This is a genomic window from Rhodopirellula bahusiensis, from assembly GCF_002727185.1.
Taxonomy (GTDB): domain Bacteria; phylum Planctomycetota; class Planctomycetia; order Pirellulales; family Pirellulaceae; genus Rhodopirellula; species Rhodopirellula bahusiensis.
Map to the genome: position 1 here is coordinate 230,961 of NZ_NIZW01000008.1, position 25,457 is coordinate 256,417.

22 protein-coding genes and 2 tRNA genes are annotated in these 25,457 nt (G+C 55.7%); 18 read left to right on the top strand and 6 right to left on the bottom strand.

From position 1 onward, the window contains the following. On the top strand, positions 1-807 hold the full coding sequence (locus tag CEE69_RS12245; protein WP_099260915.1) for a hypothetical protein: 807 nt from the start codon (positions 1-3) through the stop codon (positions 805-807). A gap of 98 nt (positions 808-905) precedes the next feature. On the opposite strand, the gene CEE69_RS12250 is transcribed toward CEE69_RS12245, so the two are convergent. From CEE69_RS12250 to CEE69_RS12260, 3 genes are all read right to left on the bottom strand, one after another. Then, positions 906-2,060: a helix-turn-helix domain-containing protein gene (locus tag CEE69_RS12250; RefSeq protein WP_099261014.1), complete on the bottom strand. Its 1,155-nt coding sequence runs from the start codon at positions 2,058-2,060 to the stop codon at positions 906-908. Positions 2,061-2,220: 160 nt separating this feature from the next. After that, positions 2,221-3,438, bottom strand: coding sequence for a cysteine desulfurase family protein (locus CEE69_RS12255; RefSeq protein WP_099260916.1), 1,218 nt, complete (start codon positions 3,436-3,438; stop codon positions 2,221-2,223). Beyond that, a complete protein-coding gene (locus CEE69_RS12260) occupies positions 3,435-4,208 on the bottom strand; it encodes a hypothetical protein (protein WP_099260917.1) in 774 nt (257 codons plus the stop codon). The genes CEE69_RS12255 and CEE69_RS12260 overlap by 4 nt, the downstream gene beginning before the upstream one ends. Before the next feature lie 96 nt (positions 4,209-4,304). On the opposite strand from CEE69_RS12260, the gene scpB reads away from it, so the two are divergent. Next, on the top strand, positions 4,305-5,708 hold the full coding sequence (scpB, locus tag CEE69_RS12265; RefSeq protein ID WP_099260918.1) for an SMC-Scp complex subunit ScpB: 1,404 nt from the start codon (positions 4,305-4,307) through the stop codon (positions 5,706-5,708). Positions 5,709-5,815: 107 nt separating this feature from the next. Here scpB and CEE69_RS12270 read toward each other — a convergent pair whose 3' ends face one another. Beyond that, on the bottom strand, positions 5,816-5,998 hold the full coding sequence (locus CEE69_RS12270) for a hypothetical protein (RefSeq protein ID WP_158231011.1): 183 nt from the start codon (positions 5,996-5,998) through the stop codon (positions 5,816-5,818). Positions 5,999-6,100: 102 nt separating this feature from the next. Between CEE69_RS12270 and CEE69_RS12275 the strand changes: the two genes are divergently transcribed. The 4 genes from CEE69_RS12275 to CEE69_RS12290 all read left to right on the top strand — a co-directional run bounded on the left by CEE69_RS12275 (position 6,101) and on the right by CEE69_RS12290 (position 9,924). Further along, positions 6,101-6,496, top strand: a complete 396-nt coding sequence (locus CEE69_RS12275; protein ID WP_099260920.1) for a response regulator — start codon at positions 6,101-6,103, stop codon at positions 6,494-6,496. 72 nt (positions 6,497-6,568) lie between these two features. Beyond that, complete coding sequence (locus CEE69_RS12280; RefSeq protein WP_099260921.1) at positions 6,569-8,332, top strand: GspE/PulE family protein; 1,764 nt, start codon at positions 6,569-6,571, stop codon at positions 8,330-8,332. Positions 8,333-8,404: 72 nt separating this feature from the next. Next, positions 8,405-9,568: a type II secretion system F family protein gene (locus tag CEE69_RS12285; protein WP_099260922.1), complete on the top strand. Its 1,164-nt coding sequence runs from the start codon at positions 8,405-8,407 to the stop codon at positions 9,566-9,568. Then, a complete protein-coding gene (locus CEE69_RS12290; RefSeq protein WP_099260923.1) occupies positions 9,565-9,924 on the top strand; it encodes a competence type IV pilus major pilin ComGC in 360 nt (119 codons plus the stop codon). The genes CEE69_RS12285 and CEE69_RS12290 overlap by 4 nt, the downstream gene beginning before the upstream one ends. Here the strand turns inward: CEE69_RS12290 and CEE69_RS12295 are convergent, their stop codons facing one another. Both CEE69_RS12295 and CEE69_RS12300 read right to left on the bottom strand, forming a co-directional pair. Continuing rightward, positions 9,925-10,689: a hypothetical protein gene (locus tag CEE69_RS12295; protein WP_199169860.1), complete on the bottom strand. Its 765-nt coding sequence runs from the start codon at positions 10,687-10,689 to the stop codon at positions 9,925-9,927. Between the two features lie 244 nt (positions 10,690-10,933). Then, positions 10,934-12,739, bottom strand: a complete 1,806-nt coding sequence (locus CEE69_RS12300; RefSeq protein WP_099260924.1) for a sensor histidine kinase — start codon at positions 12,737-12,739, stop codon at positions 10,934-10,936. A 322-nt stretch (positions 12,740-13,061) separates the two neighbouring features. Between CEE69_RS12300 and CEE69_RS12305 the strand changes: the two genes are divergently transcribed. From CEE69_RS12305 to CEE69_RS12360, 12 genes are all read left to right on the top strand, one after another. Then, positions 13,062-14,585: an SHD1 domain-containing protein gene (locus tag CEE69_RS12305; protein ID WP_099260925.1), complete on the top strand. Its 1,524-nt coding sequence runs from the start codon at positions 13,062-13,064 to the stop codon at positions 14,583-14,585. Between the two features lie 270 nt (positions 14,586-14,855). Beyond that, positions 14,856-14,928 (top strand) — tRNA-Cys (locus CEE69_RS12310). Positions 14,929-15,036: 108 nt separating this feature from the next. Continuing rightward, positions 15,037-15,109: transfer RNA gene (locus CEE69_RS12315), tRNA-Lys, on the top strand. A gap of 76 nt (positions 15,110-15,185) precedes the next feature. Next, positions 15,186-16,361 (top strand): tyrosine-type recombinase/integrase, encoded by a 1,176-nt coding sequence (locus CEE69_RS12320; RefSeq protein ID WP_099260926.1) that lies wholly within the window; start codon positions 15,186-15,188, stop codon positions 16,359-16,361. Positions 16,362-16,531: 170 nt separating this feature from the next. Next, on the top strand, positions 16,532-17,185 hold the full coding sequence (locus CEE69_RS12325) for a hypothetical protein (protein ID WP_143549211.1): 654 nt from the start codon (positions 16,532-16,534) through the stop codon (positions 17,183-17,185). 671 nt (positions 17,186-17,856) lie between these two features. Beyond that, positions 17,857-18,303 (top strand): hypothetical protein, encoded by a 447-nt coding sequence (locus CEE69_RS32005; protein ID WP_143549213.1) that lies wholly within the window; start codon positions 17,857-17,859, stop codon positions 18,301-18,303. An 89-nt stretch (positions 18,304-18,392) separates the two neighbouring features. Further along, on the top strand, positions 18,393-21,113 hold the full coding sequence (locus tag CEE69_RS12335) for a DUF3854 domain-containing protein (RefSeq protein WP_158231012.1): 2,721 nt from the start codon (positions 18,393-18,395) through the stop codon (positions 21,111-21,113). After that, positions 21,110-21,475 (top strand): hypothetical protein, encoded by a 366-nt coding sequence (locus tag CEE69_RS12340; RefSeq protein ID WP_099260930.1) that lies wholly within the window; start codon positions 21,110-21,112, stop codon positions 21,473-21,475. The genes CEE69_RS12335 and CEE69_RS12340 overlap by 4 nt, the downstream gene beginning before the upstream one ends. Further along, a complete protein-coding gene (locus CEE69_RS12345) occupies positions 21,472-21,789 on the top strand; it encodes a hypothetical protein (RefSeq protein ID WP_099260932.1) in 318 nt (105 codons plus the stop codon). Before CEE69_RS12340 ends, CEE69_RS12345 begins: the two co-directional genes overlap by 4 nt. Then, positions 21,786-22,841 (top strand): HlyD family secretion protein, encoded by a 1,056-nt coding sequence (locus CEE69_RS12350; RefSeq protein WP_099260933.1) that lies wholly within the window; start codon positions 21,786-21,788, stop codon positions 22,839-22,841. Before CEE69_RS12345 ends, CEE69_RS12350 begins: the two co-directional genes overlap by 4 nt. Positions 22,842-22,911: 70 nt before the next feature. After that, the gene (locus tag CEE69_RS12355; protein WP_143549214.1) at positions 22,912-23,220 is read left to right on the top strand and encodes a hypothetical protein; all 309 of its coding nucleotides are present in this window, start codon (positions 22,912-22,914) and stop codon (positions 23,218-23,220) included. Positions 23,221-23,225: 5 nt separating this feature from the next. Then, on the top strand, positions 23,226-25,454 hold the full coding sequence (locus CEE69_RS12360; RefSeq protein WP_099260935.1) for a hypothetical protein: 2,229 nt from the start codon (positions 23,226-23,228) through the stop codon (positions 25,452-25,454). The last annotated feature ends 3 nt before the right edge of the window (positions 25,455-25,457 follow it).

Consider the following 25,457-nt stretch of genomic DNA (forward strand, 5'->3'; position numbering starts at 1 on the left):
ATGGATTTGGAATCGTTCAGTCATCGCGTGCTCGAAATTTTGAAGCATCACTTCCCCACCGAAGGGTTTCGGGCGGGAGAAGAACTTGGCGTGCTGAACTGCGGTGAATTGCAGTTCGGGCTTTCAAACTTGCTGGCGCAACATCAACAAGCGGGTTTCACCGACGAGGAATTGGATGAAACCGTTCGCGTCACGTTCGAGCGAATGTTGGAAATGGTTCGGGCCGCTGACAAGGTGTTGCCCGAAACATGGGAAGAGGCCAAACCTCGGTTGCGGGTGCAGTTGTGTCGAAGCGACATCGATGCCCTTCGCAGGGCCATCACGTTTCCGTTTGCCAACGACATCACCAGCAGCGTCGTCGTCGATTCGCCTCACGGGTACGCCTACATCCGGCCGGAGGATGCGGAGCGTTGGGGGCAATCGGTCGTGGATTTGATCGAGGTAGCCAAAGCGAACTTGTTGGTTGATTCGCTGGAGTGCCCCATGGGTGTCGTCGAAGGACCTACGAAGTTCATCGCGATCCAGTCCGGCGACGGCTACGACGCGGCGAGAGTCTTGCTGCCGCAAATTCGCGAACGTTTGATCCAGGAATTGAGCGACGAGTCCGACGACCCCGAGATGGAACCTGCTGCGATTGTGGGTGTGCCCAATCGAGATTTCTTGATCGCGTGGTCAGCTCAGGTTCCAACGGAACTGCAGGAGCAATTGGCTCGGACGGTCGCGGAAGATTCCCACCGCCAATCGCATCCGTTGTCGGAGCAAACGTTCCGCATCACCGCCGAATCAATCTGGCCGATTCACGGTTAGGCTTCGGGTACGATGGACTTTCAAGTCCGTCGAAAGCTGTTTGTACCGACGGACTTGGAAGTCCATCGTACGGTCATCCAGGCGAGTCCGGCAGCTAATCAGTTGGAAAGCTTTTCCATGATCTGATCGGCGGAGCGTCGCAGCAATACATCGTCGTCGAGCGATCCGTCGATTTTGCGAATCGCGTGCAAGACGGTCGAGTGATCTCGGCCGCCGAATGCGTCGCCGATTTGGGTCAGGCTGTCTTCCGTCAATCTGCGAGCCAGCCACATCGCCAACGAACGGGCTCGGACGATGTTCTGTCGGCGGGAACCGCTTCGCATGTCCGCTGACTTCACTCCCAATTGCCGAGCCACGGCGGTCGTGATCGCTTTGATGGAAATCGACTGGGTCCCGCCTGCGGCTTCGATCGCCGACTGAACCGCTTCGCCGCAGATCGGTTGATCGTGCATTCGGCACCACAACGCGACTTGTTTGATCGCAGACTCGAAGGCCCGTACGGTCGATTCAGCTGGCAAACCCGCATCGAGAAGCGACAAGGCCTCTGGTTCAACGTCCGGCAAATGAGCCAACATCAGCTCGCGAAGGATTGTGCGTCGGGTTTCGCCAGCGGGCGGATGCAGCGTCACCGTCAAACCAGGAAGCGTGCGGCTGACCAAGGCAGGACGCAGTCCGCGAACTTCGGAAGGCAGACGGCGGCAGGTGACGATTGTCAGTCGTCCTTCCGCGTCGCGAGCTTCCAGACGCTGAGCCAGTTCTTCTTGAGCGGGTGCCTTGTCCGCGATCAGATGCAAATCATCCAAAACCAAAATCGGCACCGTGTCCAGTTTTTCGCGAAAACGTGGCATGTCCTTCGAGTCGATCGAAGAGGCAAATTCGCGAGCGAAGTCGATGGCGGGTTGGTACAGAACTCGGCTGGAAAGGACCCGCGATGTGACGCCGGTCGGACCGCCCTGCGCGGTGTCCTTGTCCATTTCCATCGCTTCCCAAACGTTGCTGATGCTCATCCGTTTGGACAGGTGCAGTGCCAGGGCCGTCTTGCCTGTGCCGGGTTGGCCGACCAGCAACATCGGACGCGAAATTTCGAGCAGCGTCTCAATTGGGTTTTCGCACACGTAACCCGCCAACCGATTTTCATCGCCGCAGTAGAACAGCGGGATGATCGGCCGAACGACTTCACTATCGCGACGGCGTCGACGAAGCGACGGACGTTCCAGCGCGAAGGAATTGACGTTGGGAGGCGAAGCGACCACGGCAAATGGCAGTGAACGAGTGGAACACGAAAAGTCGTGCCGAGTGGCTGGAAAGCCGCAGCGGCAAAACATGCGTGGGGAGGGTCAATCGGAGTCCATTCAAACGTGGTGCGTCCTGCCGAAACTTTCGACCCAGCTCCACTCTAAATGGAACTTTCGTTCACCGCCATCCATTTTCCACCGAGTTATCCACAGTTGAAAAGCCTTCTGCCTTCGAAAATTGACGAGAAATCAGCTCGATGGCTCGTTCAATTTCGGCTTGCGTGGAAAACCTCGAAACGCCGAACCTCAACGCCGAATCGACCAGCGACTTGGAGGCGCCCATAGCAAGCAAAACGTGGCTGGGCGGGCTGCTTCCGCTGCTGCACGCGGATCCGCTGCTGCAGGCCACCCCGGCCATATCCAGCGACATCAGCAGACTTTGTCGATCCGCACCCGGCAGCGACAGACACGTCGTGGATGGCAAACGTGGTGCCTGGCGACCGTGGATCAGGCAGGTCGGATGCCGGCGGACCAATTCGGATTCCAGTTGATCTCTCAGAGCCGCCATGTGCTCGGCGGCGGTGGGTTGCTGCTCGCAGGCGATGCGGATGGCTTCGGCGGCCGCGATAACAAGCGCAACGGGCTCGGTGCCCGGACGCGTGCCGAGTTGTTGTTCGCCGCCACGCAGAGCCGCGCGGATATCGACTCCGGAATCGAGCCACAAAAAGCCGACTCCCGTGGGACCGTGCAATTTGTGAGGCGTGATCGTGGCGGCCGAGACTCCCCAAGCGGTCAGATCGACCGGGACCTTGCCAATCGATTGGGTCGCATCAACGTGCAGCGGCACGCGAAATTCGCGGCAGACTTCCGCGGCGGCCTGGATTGGTTGAACAACGCCGGTTTCGTTGTTGGCGGACATGATCGAAACGACCGAAACCGCCTCGGGAGAATCGCCGGACCGAGTCAGTCGATCCAGTGTGCTCCGTAGCGAAACCAACGAAATGACGCCGTTGGCATCGACATCGACCCATCCCAATTCGCGGCCGGACTGCCCCCGTTCTCCCACTTCGGCCGCTGCTGCCGCGGCCAGAACGCTGGGGTGTTCAATTCGGCTGACCACGATCGCACCCTCGGGTTCGCCCATTCCAGCGATTGCCAGGTTGTTCGATTCGGTGCCGCCGCTGGTAACCAGCAACCGAGGCGCGTCGACCCGAGACAAGTCGCTGCCGAGGCAACGTCCGATTTGGTCGGTCGCGGCTTCGAGACGAGACCGAGTCTGCTGGCCGAGTCGGTGTTGGCTGGATGCGTTCGCGGGCGTTTGCGAGAAAGCCTCTGTCAAAACGCGTGCGACCTCGGGATCAATGGCGGTGGTCGCGTTGTTGTCGAGATAGATCATGTTTGACCAGCGGGATCGACCGTTGGGCGATCTTTCTTCAGTGATTGCAGTTCGGGATTGTCGGGTGATTCTTCGAGGGCCTCCGCCAATAAGTCGTCGGCCAATTCGTGCCGCTCGGCGTCTCGCATGTCTCGGATCAGGCTGACGTATTCTTCCGCCAAGTAGTCCGCGACGGTGGTTTTGAGAGTCGCGACATCCTCGACGTCGCGAGTCAATTCCATCAATCGTGGGATCAGGATGTAAAGCTCTCGATCGGCCAATTTGTCGATTGTGGGCCAAAACTGTTTGGCAAGCTTAGGATTTTTCTTGCTCCATTGCTTCCAGGTTGGTTTTCCATCCACCATCAGACGCAGGTGATCGACGAGCAGCGCGGGATCGCGCGGCTCGATTTCCTGAATCCCATGCCTGATTTCGACCAAATCCCACCGACCTGGAATGCTATTGGGCATGATCAGAATTTTGGACTGGGTGAGGTAGCGAGCGGTTTCGGGAGTCGTGCTGACTCGGTGGATCGGCGTGATTTGCCAATGGACCAGCGGGATTTCGTAAAACGAAAATCGGCGGGTTTGGAAGTGTTTGGGGGCGAACTCGGTTCCTTCCACGTAGCCAAACGTGCGAATCATGACGAACAACAATCCGGCCATGATCAACGATGAGATCACAATCAGCAGGATTTGATATCCCGACGCGAGGCGTTTTCGCTTGCGCGTTGCCCCGGCTGATTTGGTGGCGGAGGAATCTGAGGCGGGCGAGGCGGAGGTCGCTGACATCGTTGAAATATCCCGGCAGACGTCAAACAAACGGTTTGGTAGGTTCGCGACTCGTCGTTGAGTGTCCCGAATTCCCTTTTTCCAAGCGTAACAAAGATGAATGGGTACGCCACACCTTGGGCCGGCCGTCGGGCTTGGGCCAACGCGATGCGGCAATCCCCCGCGGCGACCTCTTGGCCGTCCCAGTCGCAGGGACAGCAGGCACTCAGCGGACCAACGCCAGCACAACTTTCGGTGCCGGGCGGAAATCGATCGACGGCGGCTGATTCGCACCCAGCAGGCTCGCAATCCAGCCATGACAACCCGAACGCCGACGTCGTGGATGATGGATCCACCGACGCGGCTGCCGGAGAAGCTTTTGATCCCGAAGACCGCTTGGCTGCTCGGGCCAGGATCGAAGCGGTGCTGCTGATTGCCAAATCGCCGCTGAATTACCGGCGTTTGGCGGCCTTGGCCGGTGTCGAGGACGCTACTTCGGCTCGAACCTTGGTCGGGGAATTGAACGAACTTTACGAGCGATTGGGGCGTGGAATCCGAATTGAACAGGTCGCCGGTGGTCAGCGGATGATGACTCGGTCGGTTGTTGCACCTTGGCTGCGCCGACTTGGGTTTTTGGCTCCAGCGATCCGGTTGAGTTGGCCGATGATGGAAACGCTCGCCGTGGTGGCCTACCGCCAAGACGTCACGCGAGCGGATGTCGAAGCCGTGCGTGGTGTCGCGTGCGGTGAAATTCTGCGACAGTTGATGCAACTGGATTTGGTCCGGATCAGCGGTCGCAGTGAAGAGCTCGGGCGTCCCTACCTTTACGGGACCACCAAACGTTTTTTAAAAATCTGCGGATTGGCATCGATAAAGTCGCTGCCGCCGATTGACTGGCACGCATCCTGCGATGATGTTTCTCAATCTGCCGAAGGCGAGGTTGAAAACATCGCCGACGAAGTGACTGCCGACGAACTGAACTCGAGAGATCCCTCTCAAACTGAATCCCATCCTCGCCGTGAATCTTCGGACGCTGAGTCTTCGGAAACGAATCCTTCAGAAACCGAGCATTCGCACCCCACCAAGGAGTCTGACGTGAGTGTCGCTGCGATCGAAACTCTCGCCACTGAATTCACCGCTTCCTTCGACGCCGACCAGTCCGGTGCCGTGGCCGTTTTGGATGCACCCGCATCCGATGCGGATGCTGCATCGTCGATTGATCCTTCGGCTGTGATCGAAGACGAAGAAGACGATTTGTATGAGAACGGCTACGAGCTCGACGACGAAGAAGATGACGACTTCGACGACGACTGGGATGATGAAGACGACGACAGCGATGATGAAGAAGATGACGACGACGAGGATGATGAAGACTCGGACGACGTCGATGATGATGACGACGATGACCTCGACGGCACCGACGACTGGGAAGAAGTCGACGACGATGAAGCCGACGAAGATTGGGACGATGAAGATGAGGAAGACGACGCGGACGACGAAGAAGAAGAGTGGGAAGACTGATCGTCTTCGAGACCTCATCTCATTGACATAGCCAGACGACGGAAGATGTCGTTGGCTTGCCTTGCTCGAATCATCGCATTCGCCGTTTCGTTCGGTGAATGCGTTTCTTATTTGGTAGCCGCTTCTCGCGGCTCTCTTTCAATTCTGCTTGGACCTTCCACGCGAATGACCGCGGCGGCAATCGCTTCGTGGTGATCTTCCGACTGTGCTTGTTGCCAGCCGATCGCGGGATTGATGACGATTGTGCGGGTCATGACGGTGGCTGCGACGGCCGCATGATGCTTGGACACGCCATTCATCGCTCGATGTGGTGATTTTTCAACATGGTGCATTTGGCGACCTACCTTTGAAACGGTAGCTGTCCTTTTGTATCGCAATCCTTGCGTGGATCCATGTTTGAAACCTCCCAAGCCCAACTGTTGATGGTCGAGCCCGAGCAGGTCTTGGCTGAACTCGCGACCTTCCGTTTGGAGTTGCTGGGTTATCGCTTGGAAGTGGTCAGCAGCGGTGGCGAAGCGATCGATCGATTGCGACATGAACCAATCGACTTGTTGATCCTGGACACCAAGCTGCCCGAAGGCGACGGACTGGAATGGCTGACGGAATTGCGTCTGGAATTTAAAGCTGACCAAGTCCCCGCGTTGGTGTTCTCGCTTGACCCCAGTCTGGAAATGGTTCGTCGCGCTTACTTGGCCGGCGCTCAGGACTACTTGATCACACCGTTCGATCCGACCGTGCTCGAGGAGAAGGTTCAGCGTTTGTTGCCTTCTCATGCCGAGACCGTTTGATCAACCGACGCTGCTGATGGCAAACCGAATCACTTCCAACCCACCTCCTAGTCTTCACGACGGACTCGCACGATGAAACGCATTGGCGACATCTTGGTCGAATTGAACATTCTGACCAACGAACAAATGGACGCTGCCTTCGCGAAGAAACCACGCGGCGTGATGATCGGCGATTGGTTGGTGCAGCAATCCTTGGTCAGCAACGCGCAGCTGGGTGCGGCGTTGTCGGAACAGTTTTCGGTGCCCTTCGTCGACATCGATTTTTCCAGCGTCAATCCACAGGTCGCACGCCTGTTGCCGGAAGACTTTGCTCGTTCACAAGCCTCCGTCGCGATCGATGTCAGCGACCGAATGCTGACGCTCGCGATGGTCGCACCCGACGACATCGAAACGATTGCCGAAGCCGAGTTGATGACCGGCTACAAAATCCAACCTGTCGTGGCATTGGACGACGACGTTCGCGATTTGCTGAACCGCATCTACGACGACCGTGCCTTTGCACGTCAAACGATCGTGGACATGAAGTTCGCCGAGATGGCAGAATCAGGCGAGGTCACCGAAGAAGATGAACTGGCGATCTCCGCCGTCAGTCAAGAGGACGCGCCGGTGGTCAAACTGGTTCAAGCGATCTTGTCCGGTGCCGTTTCGGCGGGAGCAAGCGACATTCACTTGGAACCGCACAAACCCGAGATGCGAGTTCGCTACCGCGTTGACGGTGAGCTACAGGTCGTGATGACGATCCCCAATCACATCGAGGATTCGGTCATCAGTCGCATCAAGGTCATGGGCGACATGGATACAACCGAGAACCGTCGCCCGCAGGATGGTCACCTGACGGTTTACGAAAACGGCAAACGCGTGGGCTTTCGTATCAGCGGCATTCCAACCGTGGACGGTCAAAAGTTGGTGCTGCGACTGCTCGACGAAGGCGGACAAACGTTCGACCTGGCGGGTATCGGAATGCCTCAACGCGACTACGAAACCATCCGCCGCGTGATCGACAAACCTCACGGGATGTTTGTGGTGACGGGGCCAACGGGGAGCGGCAAAAGCACGACGTTGTACGCCGCTCTGCAGCACCTCAATGACGACGATCGCAACATCGTGACGGTCGAAGATCCGGTGGAATATCGATTGCCGGGAATCAACCAAGTCCAAAGCGACAACGAATTCGGGATGGGGTTCGCCAACGCGTTGAAGTACATCATGCGGCAAGACCCCGACGTGATCATGTTGGGCGAAATTCGCGATTGCGAAACGGCGACCACGGCCGTTCAGGCTGCTCTGACCGGTCACTTGGTGATCAGCACGTTGCACACCAACGATGCCGTCGGTGCGGTCCAACGATTGGCCGACCTCGGCGTCGACAATTTCAAGATCGCGGGTTCGTTGCTTGGAAGCGTCGCTCAACGATTGCTTCGCTGTGTTTGTGAAAACTGCAAGGTCGACGCACCTGCCAACTTGAACCTGCTGGAAGCACTCGACCCCGAGCAAATCGTTCCGCGAGACACAACCTTCGTTCGCGGTGCTGGTTGCAAACGTTGCCTCGGAACTGGGTTCGCCGGCCGGGTGCCGATCTTTGAGATCATGCCGCTCAATTCCGATATCACCGCCGCGATCGAAGCCGGAGTTCCAAACTCGCAGTTGGAAGAGATGGCTCATGCGGCCGGAATGGTGCCGCTTCGCCAAGCCGGTTTGGAAGCCGCTGTTGCCGGCAAGACATCGCTCGAAGAAGTGTATTTCAAAACCAGTGGCGATCGCCGCAGCAACAATTCAGCGTCGATTGCCGGCGGACGCCGATCGGTCGATCAACCCATTCCCAACGCGATCGCTTAACGCCCTATCATCCGACCGGATTGGGTTGGCTCTCTCGAACATTGCTTCTGTCATCTGCCTTGGTGCAATCACATGTCATTTCCCGCTAGCACAGCCAACGCGACTTCCTCCGGCGGTGTGATGGGCTTTCTCAGAAAGCTCAACTCGATCGAGGTGGGAGGCCCCAAACGCGGCGTCCCCAAAGGATGCGAGTCCACTCGCATTCCACCGGTTGCGCTAGCGCAGTTGATGCGTTTGCTGTTGATGCTGCTTCAGAATGGACTGACGTTGCCCAAAGCACTCGGTTCGCTCGCGATGGACAACTCCAATCGCAAGTACAGCAGCGTGCTGATGAAGATGCGAAGCACGATCATGGCTGGCGGATCGATCAGCGACGCGATGGCTCGCTATCCGCGAACGTTCAACAAGATGCAGGTTCAGCAGGTCCGATTGGGCGAACGCAGTGGTTCGCTGGAGATGGCTCTGATGCGTGTTTGCGAGCAAGTTGAACGCAAAGTTGCCCTTCGCAAACGAATCTTCAAGAAGATCAGCTACCCGGTTTTGATCAGCGTCGCGGGTCTGGGATTGATGGTGTTCATGTGCGTCGTCGTCGTTCCCGAATTTGAAACCGTTTACACCGCCAGCGGAGTTGATCTGCCACCTGTGACCCAGTTCGTCACTGGTTTGAGTCGTTTCATGCTGACGAAGGGATTGCTGGTATTTCCTCTCGGATTTGTCGCAATTGTCCTGTGGATCTGCGGTCGCCGGAATCCAAGAATTGCCGCCAAGATGGACGCGGTGTTCCTGCGGATCCCCGTTGTCGGACCATGGCTTCGGGACGCTGCCGTTTTGCAGTTCATTGAAGCCACCTCCGCGATGGTTCAGTGTGGGTACAAACCCATCGAAGCAATCGAAGTCGCTTCGACCTGCGTCAGAAATCGCTGCGTACGAAGTGCGATCGAAGACATTAACCATGGTGTGCGCCGCGGCGAAAAGCTGAGCGTCGAACTTGGTCGGTACGAACGGTTCTTTCCACCGACCTTGTGCCAGTTGATCGGCGTTGGTGAACAATCGGGCGAGTTCGCTCGTTCGCTGCAAGGCACCTGCGATCACCTGCGTGAACGTCTGGAGTCTCGGATCGAAGCTTCCGTTGGAATGCTCGAACCAATTCTTACGATCTCATTGGCGGTGATGATCGGCGGCATGGTGCTGTCGATCTACACGCCGATGTTCCACATGTTTGAAGTGCTTGAATGATGCTTGACCGATCCTTCATCCAATCATCGCATCGGAGCGGTGCTCGCCGCGCCGCGTTCAGCATTTTGGAGATCATCGTGGCGCTCACGATTGCAACCTTGTTCGCGATGACAGGGTTGGCGTTCATCCAAACGCACGGCGAGACCGCGAAATCACGTGCCTGCGAAGGCCATCGGTCGATGTTGCAACGCGATGTCGAGTTGTACGAGCACGAGACCGGACGCTCGCCCGGTCGAACCCTGCGGGAATTGGCCGATGAAGATTACACCGGCCCGAACATGCCAACGTGCCCCACGTCGGGGAATGCGTACGCATTGGATGGCGGCGATGTGACCTGCCCCACCCACGGCAAATGATCAGCGAATGGAGATCGCTGTTTGCAACGGACGCAGCACACTGTCGATCAAATACTCATCGACCAAGTCGCGGCAAAGTTGAGATAATCGTGTGAACTCATCCGCGTAATTTTCCTTGGCACCCAAGGAATCATAACGCCGGACCATCATGTAGACGCTCAGTTGTTCTTCCGAGAACTCACCAGTTCGAATTTGGAACGCACCGGTTCGTGATTCAAAGCTGATTCGGCACTGAGTCTTGCAGTCTTCATCGAGCGCAAACTGAACCACAGGTTCGTTGGACAGCAGTTTGCCATAAGGCAACTGGGTGAACTTTTCTAAACCCGGTGCGATGCCAATCGCTTCGGTCACGATCTCGTTGTGGTTGCCTTTGCAAACGAAGTCAAACCCGAGCATCACGGTCAACGCTTCGCAGTCCAACGGGCTGACTGACAACTCGTAGGGCACTAATTCCAAGACCGCTCGGTGCTGCTCGCAAGCGTCCTCGTACGTCGTCGGACTGACCATGCCACTGTTGATTCGCTTGGGTTCCACGGAGACCCAGCGATACGAACCGCTGTCTTTTTCCTTCTCTTCTTCCAGCACGTATTCGTCTTTTTCACGAGCGTAGAAGTTCGCCATCTTTGGGTAACGACGCTGGACCTGTTCAAAGTAATGCAGGACTGATTCGCGACCTTGCGGCAACTCCATTTCGGTGGACAGGTTCATGTTCACGTAATATTCGTCGCCGAATGTGCCGTAATCACTCATGTCGTTTTCACTCAATGAAAAAGATGGTTGACGGATGAACGCCAGGGAAGAGAACGTCCCGTTGTAGCCTTTGCCGATGACCTCGGCCAGACGCAACGGATCCTTCCCGGCGATCAGTGGGACAACTGCATTTTATCACCGCGAGCCAGTCCGTGAGGTGTCTCGTCGTGCGGTTTGCGCAAATGCGTTGTGTCCGGTTTGATGGCATTGCCTAAATCACGACGCGAAGAGGCGACCGTGAGTTCGCGGGGCGCCGCATTCAGGCCGAGTGCGGGACGCCAGCCAAGTTGCCAATCGCGACATCGTTTTCTTCCATCTCATGGTCGCTGAGGCGGTACGGCAGGATCACCCAAAAGGTGCTCCCACGCCCGAGTTCGCTTTGGAAGTCGATTTCGCCGCCCAAGAGCACGGCAAGTTCCTTGACGATCGAAAGTCCCAACCCCGTACCTGCGAATTCGCGAGTCAGGCCATCGCCATCGAGCACCTTTTTACTCTGACGAAATTTCTGAAAGATGATCGGTTGGTCTTCGTCCGCCACGCCCACTCCCGTGTCGGTCACCGAAAGTCGGAAGCGATCGTTGTGCAGATCGACCACGCGAACCGTGATCATGCCTCCCTCCGGAGTGAACTTGATCGCGTTGCTGAGCAAGTTGTTGATGATCTGGCCGAGCTTGTTGGGGTCCTGAAACGCCACCGGCAGATCATCGGGAACTTCCACCGACAACGAGATGTTCTTGTCTTCGGACAGCGACTGAATCATGTCGCACTGAGCCCCAACCAATCGTGACAATTGGAACTCACTGCGGCGGACTTCCATCTTGCCAGCTTCCACTTTGGCCAAATCCAAGATGTCGTTGATCATCTCCAAAAGCAGACGACCGCTCTTTTGAATGTTGGACGCATAGCGACGTTGCTTTTCCGACAGCGAATCGATGCCCTGCAGGACCTCGGAGAATCCGATGATGCTATTCAGCGGCGTGCGAAGTTCGTGACTCATGTTGGCCAAGAAATCCGTCTTCAATCGGTTGGCTTCGTAGAGTTGCAAGTTCAACTGCGCAAACTGGTCGACCCGCGCGTCGAGTTCTCGGTTGACGCTTTGCAATTGAGTCTGTGTTTCGGTCAGGTGACGAAGCATCCGGTTGAAGGCATCCGCCAATTCACGGAACTCATCGTCAGTTGAAATGTTGGCTCGTTGGTTGGTGTCGCCGTGCGTGATCGCGTCACTGACGTCACGCAGGTGCAGCAGCGGTTGCAAAACCAAGTAACGAACAATCGCGTGCAGCACAAACAAAGTCACCGCGACAATGAACATTGCGATGGAAACCACGATGGCTCGAATGCCCGTCATGTCCTTGACGATCTTGTCGTCGGGCATGCTGATGCGTTTGACTCGGTACGGCAGTTGGGCAGCTAACTTTGCGGGGTCTTCGTCTTTGGAGAGCGAAATGATTTCGCCGCTGGGGCCATGGCACGGAACACAGTCGGTGGTCATGAAGACAGGTTCGTAGTAGACGTAGCGACCGTTAGTGGGGCCAAGTTCGTCGAAGACGGGACGGTTGGCGGGACCGATTCGGCTCATCGCTGCGTCGTCGGCCAAGTCCACCGCTTTGCTTAGGTCAATCGGATCTCCAGACAGCAACCTTTCCAGGCGAGAGCGAAACTGTGGTTCCAGTGTTCGAAGCAGTTGCAGTTCGCTCGGATCGGTGGGCTGAGTCGGAGCGGAGAGGTTTTCAAAGGGTTGCGGGTCCTCGAGTCCCAGGATGTCGAACTCGATGTCTTGACTAAGCAATTGCGAACGGAGGTCAGCGATCGTTTGCTGAGTCATCTCGAGTTTGTTCTCAGGCAGATGTTCGGTGTACGTGGCCGCCGCGTGAATCAGCATCATCTCCGTCGCCGCCGCGTCGCGAGCTTGTTGCTGGGTCGTGCTGCTGACCCAGCGATCTGCCAGCAGGAACACCATGCAGAATGCTCCGCACATCAACACGACCAGCGCCGAGCCAAAGAACAGCAAGCATTTGCGTTCCAGACTCATCGATGAGAACAGGCTTTGGATGAACCTCAGCATGAGTTTCCAGGGCAGTACCCCGATTCAATAAGAAAGGTCAAAACCTGTTCCGCGAGACGGAGAAGAGTGGAATGTGAAAGCCCCATTTTGCCTAAAATGGCAGGCTGCGACGAGACGAATCGGGCGATTCGTGCTCGGGACCAGCCGTTTTAACCGGTTTTTTTGGAAATGCTTGCCTCCGATGGCACGGAGATTGGTCCGTAAATCGCTGCAGAAATGCTTGTTTGGCCCCCTGGCCACAACTAGGATGCGAGACTAATTCACGATCCCGTACGATCACATTTCGCCTCCTGTTTTCCCGCCTTCTGACTCTGAGAATACGATGAATCGTTCCCTTCGCCTCGCACTGCAGTGGACGTTGGTGGTCTGCATGATCGCCATTTTGAGCGTGAGTCCCGCTTCGGCCGGATGGCTGCTGAAGCGAATTCACAGCAAAAATGCTGACTGCTGCGAAATCGCGACGGACACCTGCTGCACCGCTCCAGAGCCTGTTTGCTGTGTCCCCGCACCCGAACCAACTTGTTGTGAACCCGCACCGATCAGCTGCGAACCAGCTCCGACCTGCTGCGGCAGTGTTGAAATCGTTCCCGCACCCGTCGTTTCCGACGCTTGCTGTGGTTCGGTCGTGGCACCGATCAGCGAAGGCATCGTCATCGAACAACCGATCTACGGCGATTCAACCGTCGTTCCTATGATCGAAGGGGAAGTGATCGAGGGCGGCATCATCGAAGCTCCCGCCATGCCAGCCGAAGATTCGACAGACGTCGCTCCACCCACACCTGCTGAACCAGCGACGGAAGAGCCGTTCGTTGAGCCTCAAGCGGATCCGGCTGCCAACGCCGAAGCGGAAGACGCGATGCCGATCGAAGAGCCAGCTGAAGAAGCACCGGTTGTCGAGCCACCAGCTGAAGAGCCACCAGCCGAAGAACCAGTGATGGAAGAACCTGCTGTTGAGGAACCTGTCGCAGAAGAGCCAGCAGTCGAAGAACCAACCGAGGATCTGTTCCCCGCTGACGACAACCCGTTCCCGCAAGACGCACCCGCGGAAGAAACTCCTGGCTTCGACATGCCAGTCGAAGAAGCACCGGCTGAGGAAGCTCCCGCCGACGACGCGTTTGGCGATCTGTTTGGTGGCGAAGCGGAGATGCCCGCCGAGCCTGCGACCCCAGACGTCGAAGCTCCGGAAACTCAATCGGTCGATGACCTATTTGGTGGCGACGCTGCTCCTGCGGATCCCGTGATGCCGGAAGCTCCGATCGAAGAAGCTCCCGCCGCCGATGCCTTTGGCGATCTGTTCGGTGGCGAAGCGGAAGCACCTGCCGACATGCCCGCCGACCAACCAGCCGACGATGGCTTTGGTGATTTGTTTGGCGGTGAAGCGGAAGCTCCCGTTGAAGAAGCGATGCCAGAAGAAAGTGGCTTGGACGGATTGTTCGACGACGCTGCTCCTGCCGAAGAGGCTCCCGCGGACGGCGGCTTGGACGACCTGTTCGGTGATCCACCAGCCGAAGACACCTCGGAGTCTGCGATCGACGATCTGTTCGGCCAAAGCAAGCAGCAACTGGCCGACTCGGAAGTCACGCAAGTCGTGACTGAAAAGAAGGTCGCCAAGACCGTCGACGTTTTGGACAGCACCAAGACTCGTACCTGGATCGACAACACTGGCAACTGGGGCACCGACGGTCGATTGGTCGAAGTTCGTGAAAACGAAATTCAGATCCTGAAATCGAATGGCCGCACCTGCACCGTTCCGATGGAACGACTCAGTGAAGCCGATCGATCGTACGTCGATTCCATTCGTGCCCAAGTCAGCGAACTATTGTTCGCGATGGCTTCGGTCGACTGAGGTGGAGTTGGCCCTGATCGAGCTTGCTCGACGTCGAAAACTTCGCACCTGAAACACCAAACGCCTGGCAGCCTCTGAGCTGCCGGGCGTTTTTTTGATTGGTGCTCAAGCTTGGACCGGACTCAGCCGAATAGAACGGTATCAGCGATTGAATTCGCTTTGAGCAAGAAAGAGTCTTCGAGGATGGTCGGGCTTGACGAAAAAGCACGGGTTTCCTAACTTGCTCAGCTTGTGCAACAGTCAGTCTTTGACCGGCTCGAAGCACGTGAAGGCGACGTGGCCAAGTGGCTAAGGCGAAGGATTGCAAATCCTTTATTCGTGGGTTCGAATCCCACCGTCGCCTCTGATGATCGCGAGTGGCTTTTGAAGCGCGGCCCTTCTCAAGGGACCGAAACAGGGCTACGATCATCGTTCCAAATGGGAGAGATTGAGCGTTAGCCAACTCACCCACGCCCTTGTAGCTCAGTTGGTAGAGCAACGGACTCTTAATCCGTGGGTCCTAGGTTCGAGCCCTAGCGGGGGCACTAAGTTCAAAGAAGACGACACCCGAGGCGACACCTCTGGGTAAAATCTGGCTTCTCTTTCTACGGAGCCAGAACAATGACAAAGTCGTCGCAAGCTGCTGTTTTCCCGCTGTTCCGCCATCGGAACGGCCAGTGGGCCAAGAAGGTAAACGGAAAGCACCGTTACTTCGGTGCCGACCGTGATGAAGCCCTGAAAAGGTGGCTGGAAACCAAAGATGATCTCTTGGCGGGTGTCGAGCCGACGCCCGTTGCAGATTCGCCAACTATCGCCGAGTTGGCGAACCTTTACATCGACCGATGCCGACTCCGCGTCGAATCCGACGAGATGGCAGGGTCTACCGCCATCGAATACGAAAACGTCCTTCATCGGATGATTGGTTTCGTTGGTCGTGAGGCTCAACCGGCAACCTGGAAGCCGATCGACTTCGCCAAACTCAAAGAGCGTTTGCACGAACCAATCAAACGCACTGCGGGCCCCCGAGGTGGATTGAAGGGCAAATCGGTCAAACGCCGATCGGCAACGACGGTCGCGATCGACATCAGAGCGATCAAAGCGTTTCTGAACTGGTGTTCCAAATCAGCGTTAATCCCGCCGCCCCACTTTGGTCCAGACTTCGTTCCGCCAAGCCAAAAGAAGCTTCGCAAGGTGAAGCGGGAAAGCGGACGTCGTGATCTCTCGCCGGCGGATATCCTCTCGATCATCGAATCTGCGTCAGTGAACCTGAAGCCACTGATTTTCCTTGGAATCAATGCTGGCATCGGCAACAAGGATCTTTCGCTTTTTACTCTCGATCGACTGCCGGAGATGACCGGCGACGTATGGATCGACTATCCGCGAAACAAAACGGAAGCCGACCGCCGTTTCTGCTTGTGGCCGGAAACCCGCGATGCGATTGCAACTTATCTCGCCAAGCGACCCGGGCCGGCTGGTTCATCGAACACCAACTTGGTTTTCCTGACGCGACAAGGCAGTGCGTGGGTCCGCGGTGATGGCAGCAGCCGTATGGATGCGATTGGCCAGGCATTCAAGAAGGCAAGGACCGATGCAGGCGTTGAACGTGGGACGTTTTATGACCTTCGCCGAACGTTTCAGACTGTCGCAAATGAGACCGGAGACTTTCAAGCCGCTCGTTTGGTGATGGGGCACAGTTCGCACGCCAACGACATGACCGACCGATACACGCAGGCGATCGGCGATGATCGAATCCGTCGCGTTATTAATCATGTTCGAGAATGGTTGTATGCATCATGAAAGATGGTTGGGAATTCGAAGACCAGATCGAAATGAGCGAGCGAATTACTGAGACAGTTCGTCAAATCGTCTGGACGCTGCGTTCAGAACCTGACGCTGTTTCAGTGGAGCTTCTTGCGTCTCACTTTATTGAATTTCGGAACTTAGTGCTTTCGCCTTCGATGACCAAAATGATGAAACGCCAGCACAAAATCTGGTCATCAAGTGAAGGTCGAATCGACTTGAACGAATCGTTCAAGGTCGGAGTTCAGGCGACAGTGGACACGTTCATATTGGTGCGACAATCGAGAGAAGGTGATCTTGACTGGTCAAAAGCCAGGATGGCCGCGAAAGACTTTCTATTCGCCATTGGCGAGCTCAGGAAGTTCACAATTCAATGTCGCTCGCTAGCGGATGGGATAACTGAAAAGGAAGCGTCTCGCCGGATCGAAGTCCAACGCGACATTCGGTTGGCGAAGGTGGATCCGAGCGGTGTTCAGTACGGCCAAGAATCAAAAGAAGTGGACGACTCAACGCAAAATTTGCTGGAAGAATGGCCAACGCGGAGGAAAGACAATTGGCCAAGACCGCTGGCCGAAAAAGTCCGAGAGCTACGATTGAGTGGCGAAACTTGGCAGGACGTCAAGCGACACCTTCGCCAAATAGACCTGGAACAACTCCCGAGAAAGTACCAGAACAATCCGATACCCAAAACTTGGCCGAGCAGGCAGATTCAGGATCGCTGGATTGGGATGTTGAACAGCATTGAGCAATTCGAACGCCTACAGTCGAACAAAGCTGAGCACGAGATGAGCAAAGAAGTTTTTGGAGAGAAAACCGAATGATTTGCAATGCCTTCGATGCTCGACTTTAAAAGTTGAGCATGAGTCAAGCGAACTCAAGATTGACTAGTGAGCGGAGCCTCCCCAACAATCACAAACGTAGTTAATTAAAGCTTTCTTGTCTTTCGAGGCTATTGCCATGCAGGCCACCGCGGACCATCCGACACGCGATATCGAATCAAACATCACACTCATGAGTACCGGCGACGTCGCCAGGCAGACGGGTTGGTCAATCACGAAGGTGAGAAATCTTTGTGAGTCAGGGCGATTGCCAGCGATTAACACCGGCACTGGCAAGCGAAATGTATGGGAGGTCCGCCAACGTGACCTCAACGCGTTCTTAACGCCAGCCGCTCGCGGTAGTGCTGAAAGTTCAAAGCCGCTTCAGTCACTGCAGCGAAACGGAAGAAAGCGGATTGACCGATCGGTGCCGCAGATTTTCTGACCCGCGCGACCAACAACCACCCAGGCCGACCGACCAACGGAAGCCGACATCACACCTCCACGGTGCCGGTGTCGGCTTTTTTCGTGGGCGGCTGGCAAGCGAAAAAACGCCGCCTACAGCAGACGCGGCAGACGACGTTCAGTTTCAGTTTCTCGTTGAATTTGGTTGGCCACCGACCAACAAGAGACTAACCCCTCCGGCAACTCGATATCACACGAAGGACACTCCCATGGTAGCACTACCGCAGAAACAAGCAACGCAGACCCGATCCCGAATCAACCTTCCGCGATTCACACGACATCGAACGCAAAAATCAAAACCGCGATCGAAACGAATCCGCGGCACCGGACTGTTGGCGGTTCACGACTCGACATTGGCCGCAGGATTCGAGGTCACACCGGTGATCAAACTCATTCGAGATCGAACTGGCAGGTTCATTCCGTTTGGGCTGATGCGTGGCAGGATCACTCGACTCGACCGGCATTCATCGCAAAATGGGTACTACTGTGGGCTGATCCATGTCGGCGATGACCCGCGTGAAATGGCGATGCGGCACCAACTGGACCTGCATCACATGACGACAGCTCTACTGTTCGCCCAACATGGATTTTGCGAAGAGACCCGAAACGATGAGCTTGATCTGCTCGACCTTTGTCCGGTTGCGGGAGGTCAATAGCAGTGAGAAAGCTCAACACCACGGGGATAGAGCTCACTATGTCCCGAAAGGCTACGGCAAGGACCAAACGACCAACTCCGAAACAGCGATTGCCCTCGACTAATTCGCTTCCAACGATCGAAGGCCTGCGGTCACACCACGTGGATGATTTGGTTCGTTCGGGACTTACCGTGCAAACCATTACCGAAGCGGGTTTGTATTCGATTGATGATCCCGCCGAAATCAGCAGGAAACTCAACTGGGCCGCTCCAGCCAATCGACTTGGCCCAGCTCTCGCGTTCCCGTTCATCGACCTCGCGACAAAAAAACTGAACGGCTTCACGCGATTGAAGCCCGACACCCCGCGAAAGAACAAAAGGGGCAAAACAAACAAGTACGAACAGCCCGCTGGAGAATCACACCGGGCCTACTTTCCGTTTGGTTGCCTTTCGGCGATTGAGACGCCCGGGGAGATGATCGGGATCATTGAGGGCGAAAAAAAAGCTTTAGCTGCCACGCAGTCTGGCTTGCCTGCATTGTCAACGTCCGGGGTCTGGGGTTGGACCAAGAAGCGAAAGAAGGACTCGAGAGGGAAAGCGATTGGGAAACGACTTCTCATTGATGACCTGAGTTCGATCTTGTGGTTTGAGCGGGAAGTATGGATCGGATTTGACTTCGATGAAGACCGGAACCCCGATGTCAATCACGCAGCAGCAGAACTTGCGAGAGTTCTTGAATCACATGGTGCTCGTGTCACAATCATCGAGATCCCGCCAGGTCCAAGGAAAGATGGAGGCGGTTTGTCGAAAATGGCCGTCGATGACTACCTCGTGTTGCATGGAGAGAAGGCACTCCGAAATTTGATTCGGGGACAAGTCTTCCGGAAGGAAGCGGCTCGTTCACTCGACGACTGGCGAAATGATCTAGCGGTCGCACGAATCGACTCGATCCGAAAAAAGGAAGTGAATCTCTGTCGGTCTCCCACGGGGGCAGGAAAGTCTCATGCAGACACGCACGCGATGGACGCGGTTTCGACAAGCCTGGTCGTGCTGCCAAGCCACAAGAACTGCTCTGAGTTCCAAGGAACTTGCGAGTCAGTCGGCATACCCGCTGTCGCGTACCCCAAGTTGTCTAAAGCAACCTGCGAGAACTTCGATTTGGCTAAGAAAGCGATGGCAAGTGGGCTGTCTCCATCACAGTCAATTTGCCCGAAATGCCCTCATGCTGAAGGATGCGAATACCAAGACTTGCTCACGCTGGCGGAGAAAGCCCGCCACAAAATCTGCACCCACGCTCGCGGAGCAATGTCTTTTGACCAGCTTTCCGAGGGCCGGGAGTACATCAGTGTCCACGAAGAATGTTCCGAGTTTCTTCGTCCTGGGATTCAAATCTCAAGCGGACTCAAGCAAGTAACGATGGTGGCCGAGGCTGCCATCAACGATTGCAAGAACAACTACCAAACGAACAATCCGGATCTTAGCGAAGAGTACTTCTACGTTCGGATGAGAGAGATTTCGGAAGATCTTGCAAAGTCGCTCAAGGCGGACAAAACCGCGGTGATCGACATTCCGGTTTTCACAGGGCCTCCCTGGAACTGTGATGCGAGACTGTGGGACGCAATGAACAGCATTGACGTTTGGCCTGATGCTGATTCAATGCGACTTGTCAAAGCGTTGGCAAGCGGCGAGATATGTGAACTAGTTGTGCGTGTCGACGAAGTTTTCCAACGGGGAGGTGATCGAAAAACGAGAACTTCGATTTGTGCCGTCCGCCAAACCAAAATCCCAAGCGACGTTGCTATCTGGTTCGCTGACGCGACAGCTGACAGATCGGAGGTCGAATCGCTGCTTGGTGGGCTGCAAGTCCGAGATCGCACGCCAGTCGGCAGCCTCGAAGCGAAGCACCCGTCGCTGCAAGTTCCCGTCGACATCACAAAAGGCACATCTCCAAAGAACGTTGCTGCCATTGTTACCGGCATGCTCGAGAGTTTGCCCTATCAACGAATCGGTGTCATCTGCCATCGAGAGCACATCTCTGCCGTGAAAGAGGTCGCCGGGGTCATTCAAGCGAGCCATTTTCGTGGGGGTGAATCCCGTGGCTCGAACGAATGGCTTTCTGAATGTGATTGCATGCTGGTTCTGGGGACGCCGCGTGTTCCACCGCATGTCATCCGGGATCGGCTACTAAAACTTGGACTCCCGGCTGCAATGGCAAAATCAGATGAGGAAGTTCGGTGGGGGAAAGACTATTGGTCAGGCCGCACAACGCGAGGGAATCGGATCACCGTTACGACGCTGGCCTACCGAGACCACGATTGGCATCGGGCTCACTGCCAAATCGTTCGGTCTGAAATCCTTCAATCGGCTGGTCGAGGTCGATCGGTAACTGAAACGGGAATCCCAGTAGTGGTTCTGACCACCGAAGACATGGGACTCCCAATTCTGGAATCAAAATTTTCGCCACTGACTGAATCTCAGAGAGAAATTCTCGAGAGTCTGAAGTTTCACCTCCTTCGAAAACAGGTTTCCAGCGTCGTTCGAGGCGAAACGCTATCGGAACCATCCCCTACAGGAGCGTCATCGGAACAAACTCCTACTATATATATTGTAGGAAATGGTTCCGTTAGCTCGTCCACGATCGCATCGGCGGTTGGATCCTCTGACCGCTACGTCAGGAAAGTTTTGAAAGAGCTTTCAGAACGGAATTTTGTGAAACGGATTGGCCAACGGGGTGGCTGGACTCTCGATCAACCTCCAAAGCTCAACCTCTATGCCGAGGCCGGGATAGCGAATCTGTCTGCTTGCACCTCTCGCGGGGGAAGCCAAGCATGAGTCGAAAGCAAACCCCGTTTTCAAAAATGTCGCCGGATCAGCGACGTCGTTTTGTCGGTGGCAGGCGTGCTCACAACCATCGCCGCCGTATCGAGCGAGACTATCGCCGCTGTCGCTTGGCCGAAGTTTTGAAAACTGTTGACGAGTTTTCGTACGGAGCTCGAAAAAGGCTGGCGAGCGAATTGGGGATCAGCCGGTGGACGCTGCGAAAAGACCTGATCGCGTTGGGAGTCATCACGCGAACTGAACGTCGCGAACGAACCGAACGTGATGCCGTCCAACGTGAAGCTTTCGCCAATCGTCTGCACGAAAGCTTGAGGCGTGGTCGTGAAATTCAAGAAGCACAGGAGCAAGCCAAATGAGAAAGCAAAAACCAAAGACAACGGGAACCAAAACTTCGAAGCCGAAAGCTTCTTTCCCTCCCGTCCCCGATCAGCCACCAGCGACGTTGGCAGAGCTCAAGGCCTACCGCGATTCGCTTCCGGCATCGACTCGCCGGCGCCGTGGACCGCTGGCTGGATGCGACACCGATGGCCAACTCGCTCAGCTGAAACGCTGGAACGAGGAGCTTGGGCAGCGAGAAGGCGACCTACCGAAACCGAAACGCAAGAAACGACTGAAACCACTTCCATTTTCTGATGCCGATTCCACCACCAACGAAGGGAACGAAAAATGACAACCACGATCCGAACGAACGACATTGATCAGATGAAAGCGAAGGCCCAGCGTGACGTCGAGGATGCGAACGCCGTCCTGGAAGAAGCCCGGCGACGCCGTGAAGCAACCGAACAGCAGGTCACCGGTAGCCAGGCCGAACTTGATCGGCTGAACGCTGAAGCAGCCGCGAAGAAGCAAGCCATCGACGCCGCCCGCCAAGCGAGGATCGACGCCGATGCCGAATTGCAAAAAGCCGCGGAGCAAGCTCGCATTGCCGAGGCGAACCTCCCGCAGAATCGAGTCACCCTTGAGACCGCCGAAGTGACATCTTCGCGGGTATTGAGTGCGTTTGATGAATTCCGAAGGGAAAGTGAATTTGCCGACAACCAAGACTTGCCTATTACCGAGTCGTCAAAAAAGTTCTGGTGTGCCATCGACAACGCTCGCGACCGCTTATTGACCACAGACGTCGACGACGATGCATCTGCGATCGTTTTGGGAGTGGAAGGCATTGTGTTGGCTTGTGAGCGATGGGAAGAAGACCGGAAAAACCTTTGGGAAACAGAGATTCCGCCAAGTGAACTCGGAGATTGCCCGCCAGAAAACCATCGTGTCGAAAAATTCGAACGCGATCTTCGCCGGCTGTTGGCAGGTGAGTCTCCGACCTTCACTTTACCAATGATCGGAGACCTGATTCTTGAAGGATTGTCCTTCAGGCAGATTGCCCAGAGGCTGAATTATCTCCGCCCGAGCGGGGTGGTTTGCTTAGAGACTCTCGCAGTTTTAGTCGACACCTTCGATCGACAAGACGGTCCTGAATTCATTTCAGTGCATTGGATGGGAGCCCGTACGTTCGAGACAGCATGGAAGCGACGGCAGGCATCGATCGAATCCCGCAGGAAGAGACGCAATCTATCAATCGCTTCGTCGCTTCGGATTATGCGTGATCCCAATGCGAGGCTTAAGAACGACCCCACTCGCGAGTCGTCGGAAGCAGCACCGGCTCGACGACTTGGCGGTTCATCGGCTTCCGAACCGAGCCAGCTTTCAACGATGCAAGCCGACTGGTAGTCCGCTCCGGCACTCAGTCAACAACCCGACACCGCAAACCACAGCCAGAAGGAACCAGATGTTTGGAGACATGACACTCGCCGTTGAGCGGCGGTTTGATATAGATGCGAGCGAACCGCAATTGCTGGTTGACGCCTATGACGATGGCCGACTGAACGAACTGCTTCCTGATGGCTGCTTCTGGATGGTTTTGATCGGCGACGACGGAAGGTTCACGAGCATTGAACCGATGCGGGTAGACACCACAATCCCAATCCTTCGCTTCGTGATGGTGCGGGAAGGATCATTCGTCATGCGAACGACGAACGAGAGCGAACAGTACCTTCGGGCACTGTCGGCACCGAGTGCCGAACTAATGAAACGACTCAAAGGAAATTAAAGCGAATGACTACCCTCGTCTACAATAATGTTGTCCTGAAGAACTGCGAAACACTTCGATTCGAACAAGACCTCCAATACGACGAATCGAAGACTGATCTTCTGTTTTCACGATTTCGCATCCGAGTCGGATCTACCCTGGTTGCGGTCCGCTATCCCGATGATGGCGGCTTCGGGATCCAGACGCCGAGAGGGTCAACGGTCGGTCAGCGATTGCATGACATTCAGGCGAGACTGTCGCAGCCGCGGAAAGACTTCTGGTTTTTAACTGAGTCGAATCCCATTACAGAAAACGGGGATTCCGGTGCGATCGATCAACCGCTGATCATTGCAACTGGCGAGCCCTACTCCTATGAGTACTCGGAAAGCTCGGTCGATGATAGAAGCCGCGTCGATGCTGAGAAGACCGTTCGCCAGCTGCAACCAAATCCGCTCGATTTCTCTCATGTCAGTGACTACAGCACGGAGAGGTACGGACCGTTCAACACGCCGTTTCCGGCTGACCAAGTGGTTGACTCCGACAATGGCCCCAAGCCCAAAGACATCAATTGCACTGCAATCTTTGGCGGTCGATCGATACGCGTTGAATTTGAGATTGAAGTTTGCCGGCACTACTGCGACCCCGATAGAGCTGGTGACCCTTATCCGCCGACTGAACCGTGGATCGAAGCTCGCGATGACGACGAAGACACCAAAGGCGAGAATGAAGCGGAAGATGGTTTCCGAATCCCGCCATCAAAGAACATCTTTTCAAACCGGTGGTATCTCACTGAAACAAAAGATGCCAACTTTGTGACAACCAAGACGATCCAAGGGACGTTGCGAGTTGCCACGAAAGAAACCCTGCCGCACCTACAACGCTTCTTAGTGGTTCCGCCTCTTTTAGATGGCTATCAGCGAACCGAGCAAACGTTTGCTGACGATCCGTCCGGCTTGGTGCTCAAGTATCGGATCAGCGATCGAGAACGTCACGCCGCTCCACCTGCACCAGCCGTCGACTGGAACGGGACCTACACGGAGACGGCGTCCAAGATGGGCATATATCAGATCTCGCATCTCGACGTGACTCTAATCGGTCCACCTTCGGTCGACAAAATAGATTTGATCGGTGCGGCAGGGCGAGTGCTCAACTCCAGAATGAAAAACTTGCAGAAGGATCCCGCTGACACCAGCCAAGACTATTCGGTAAAGCTTCTCGACATGGCGGTCATCGAATCACTTGATCAACCGATGGTAACTCTTCGCGTTACAGTTCAACATGTCGGCCTTGACGCGACCTATTTCAACTTGCGGCTAGGACAAATTAGCAAGCCGTTGAATAGCGGTGATGACGAAGAGAACTCAGACGGCGACGAAGACGCTCAGTCCATCGATGGCTACTATCCCGATCGTTGGCCGGCTCCGTTGCCGTATGATTCCGAAACGCCAGCGGGATTGTTTTCCTGTTATCTGCAAGATCCTTGCAGCGTCTGGCATTCACCGACGATGCGGATCGAAGGAGAGGACCTACCCAACCCTGGTGGCGAATACGAAGCCCGCGATCTTACAGATGAAACCGGCTCACCGACTTATCCCACGCCGAGCGAAGAAGATGACGTTCCGCGACCTGGCAGTGTGTCCCGCAGCAAGAACAAGCTCGACCGAGACATTCGGCACGTTTCGTCTGACCAGCTGTTCCCCGAACAGGACAAAAAGATCATTTCGCCCGAGCAGTTCGCCGGATGTCCCTACACCTATTGGAAGCTGAAAAGCGAGTATCAGATCAGCACCGGGCGTGCAGCCTTGCCGTTGGCCGCAGTTCGCAGTCCCGAGTACGCGGAACTCCCGCATAACGGCCCAACTTCGAAGATCATCAAGTTACATGAGAACACTTGCAAAAGACTGTTCTGGATCGAAGCAACGAGGGTCGGCAAACCCCCGCAGTTTCCATCTCCAAAAGACACGATGCTCGACATGAATGGTGCGACGGAATATTTGATGGACTGGAAGATCGGATTCGCGAACCCAACACTTGGCCCAGATGGAAGCACCAGGGAATACACGATCGCCGCCGAATACGTCTATGCCCTTGATCGTGCTCCCGCCAATTCAGAATTGTTCCGGATTCCGGTCAGCCCAATCGATTTCACACCGAACGATCCGCGATCGATCAGCGGCACGGATCTGTTCCGGGATGACTTGGTTGAATGGCGGTTTAATGTCGTTCCGTCGCCTCCACCAACCCCATCGCCATAATTC